Source organism: Ferruginibacter sp., assembly GCF_031430955.1.
Lineage (GTDB): Bacteria > Bacteroidota > Bacteroidia > Chitinophagales > Chitinophagaceae > Ferruginibacter.
Window position 1 is genome coordinate 1 of sequence record NZ_JANPCM010000332.1, and the last position, 2,804, is coordinate 2,804.

The window sequence follows — 2,804 nt, forward strand, 5'->3', positions numbered from 1 at the left end:
ATCCACTGTCCAGTTGTAAGTTCTAAAAGGGCTGCTGCCCGAAACAATTTGCGTTACTGATCCATCGGTCCAAAGTTTGCCTGTATTAATTGCCATGTTAACCTCATCATTAATTAAACCCTGCCTTACAAATAAATTGCCGGCAATATTTTGTAAAGCAGCGCCTGTGTTATTATACAGTGTACCACTGATAAAAACAGTGTCTAACGGCGTAGTTATAAAAAACTGCCCCGAATTGTATAAATTGGTTTGGGCGTTAAGGGTATGAGTTACCGTAAACAATCCCAAAAAATATAATAAATATTTCATTTTATAAATTTAGAAGTGAGTGATGTTGCAGATGTTATTAATCAATAGAAACGCCTGCACTTGCATAACCATTTACACTTGTAATTAAAGAAACGCCTGCAGCAGTGGTAGAAAAAACTAATAAAAACCTTGATTGTGCTGTTACAGGAATAGATAAGCCATTAAGAATACCTGCACTTGTAGCGCCAACACTTAAAGTGCCGGTTAATGCAGGAGTAAGGGTAACTATAGCGCCAGGTACTGGTGAAAATGTATTACTTGTGATACTGTTGCTTTGGTAAAGCTGTGCTTTAACAGTAACTGTTGTACCAATTAATGATAAAGCAGCAGTGGTAGAAAAGAAAGCACTTAAAGATTTAATGGTACCATTTCTTGGAACTGTAAAACCAAAGTTTATATTTATACCCGTACCCCCGGTAATATCAATAGAGCCAGATGACAATGCAATACCAGATAATGAATTACCAAAACTAACCATAGCGCCGGTACCAGCCAAACCACCTGCAATGGTGGTTAATGTAACTGGTAAGCTTGATGCATAAGGAATAATAGTGGAGGTATTTACATTAGGAACATTAACAGGGTTAATACTGCGCCAGCCGCCATTGCTGTAAATAAATTCGCCTGCCTGGCCGCTGGGTACTGTTATTGAATTTAAAATACTGCCAAAACCACCAACAGTATTATTAAAAATAATTAACCGCTGACCTGCATTAGGTGCTGCAGGTGCAGTTATACTTATTGAGCCTGTAGCTGTACCAATTAATTGTACCAAAGAAGTGTTAGCCGGTACAGTTGCCGAGTTAGCGCTAACAGTAACTTCTGTTTCCCTGTTAGTAATAGCGCCGTTTACATCTAATGTTGTACCGGGTGTTGTAGTGCCAATACCAACCTGTGCAATGGAGGTAAAAGATTTTAAAATAAACAGGCAAAGAATAATTTTTTTCATTGTTTGGATTTTAATTTTTAAGATAGAATATGATAATTATATAATTGCGAACGGTGTATAGTTAATACATATTGCAATTTTTTTTAAAAGTAGTAGAACGTCTACAGGCAGGTTAGATTTTATTGCCAGATACAGATAGGAAATGACTTTTTTAGTAGATTTTTTAACTTTGAGAGGTAAAATGCTGTTTGCAATTGGAATGATAAATTATTGCTATTATTTTGTTTAAGTTGATGATGTATTATACCAATTGGACATTGAAAATACACTGTCAGCCTGAGCTTGTCGAAGGCGGGTTTACTCTAGCACCCGGTTTCGACAAGCTCAACCTGACATTTTTTACCGTGTAGATTAAATGTCCAATTGGTATAATTTCCAAACCATCCTATTTTATTTCCCGTATAAAAATAACTGCGCCAACTGCATAAATAAATTTAATTTTATAGAGTGATAACTGCTTTAGTAAAACAAATTTTATGTTTATTGCTGATACTAACTATCAGCCATAACATGATGGCACAATACACCCTTAATGGTAGTGCTACACAGGATGCCTGTAATGAATATACCTTAACACGTGCAGTAAATAATCAAAGCGGCTCTGTGTGGAACAATAATAAAATCAATCTAAGCCAGTCTTTCAATTTTAATTTTGATGTTTTTCTGGGAGCCTCCAACAGCCCGGGTGCAGATGGAATTGTGTTTGTATTGCAACCAATAAGTACCAGTGTGGGTACTACCGGAGGTGGCCTGGGTTACGAAGGTGTTACGCCGGCAGTAGGTGTAACCATTGATACCTACCAAAATTTTCCTAATAACGACCCTGTGTTTGATCATATCGCCATACAGTTAAATGGCGACCTTAACCATAATACTGCAAATAATATTGCAGGGCCTGTTCCTGCATCAATTTTGAGCGGTACTGATAATATTGAAGATAATAGCTGGCACTCGCTGCGTATTGAGTGGAATGCTGCAACAAAAACATTATCGGCTTATATTGATGGTGTTTTAAAAGTTACTGCAACAAAAGATTTTGTAACAGATATTTTTGGAGGAGATCCATTGGTGTATTGGGGCTTTACCGGCAGTACTGGCGGAGAAAATAATCTTCAAAAATTCAAAACTGCATTAAATCCTTCTTTTAGTTTTAGCCCTGCACAAAAAAGATGTATTAATGAACCGGTAACTTTTAATACCACTACCATTTCTTTTACAACTATTGCAAAATTTTACTGGGATTTTGGTGATGGTAGCCCGATAGATTCGGTTAATTTAAACCCGGTGCATGTATTTGTACCTGCCGGAGATTATACAGTTAAGCAAAGAGTGATTGGTGCTGATGGGTGTGAAGCTACTAATACGCAAACGGTGAGGATTGGGTCGATACCGGTTGTTGGTTTCAAAAACTCAGGAGGTAGTTGTGCGCCAACCGGAATTAACTCAAATCCTTCTGCATTTTTTATCGATACTTCTACAGTTCAGGTAGGTACTTTACAATACTATTACTGGGATTTTGGCCCAGGTCAAACTTATTACATTCCAA

Annotated in this window: 3 protein-coding genes; 1 reads left to right on the top strand and 2 read right to left on the bottom strand. The window is 37.2% G+C overall.

Features of this window, described 5'->3' with window-relative positions; genetic code table 11:
- Positions 1 to 309, bottom strand: a 309-nt coding sequence (locus ACY65O_RS09395) for a hypothetical protein (RefSeq protein ID WP_462220597.1), incomplete at its 3' end; no start/stop codon positions are given.
- Positions 310 to 346: 37 nt separating this feature from the next.
- Positions 347 to 1,258: an exosporium glycoprotein BclB-related protein gene (locus tag ACY65O_RS09400; protein ID WP_462220598.1), complete on the bottom strand. Its 912-nt coding sequence runs from the start codon at positions 1,256 to 1,258 to the stop codon at positions 347 to 349.
- 447 nt (positions 1,259 to 1,705) lie between these two features.
- On the opposite strand from ACY65O_RS09400, the gene ACY65O_RS09405 reads away from it, so the two are divergent.
- The coding region (locus ACY65O_RS09405) for a lectin-like domain-containing protein (protein WP_462220599.1) at positions 1,706 to 2,804 on the top strand (1,099 nt) is incomplete at its 3' end.

Coding starts and splice junctions, on each gene's coding strand:
- ACY65O_RS09400 (WP_462220598.1), bottom strand. CDS start 1,258: ATGAAAAAAATTATTCTTTGCCTGTTTATTTTAAAATCTTTTACCTCC.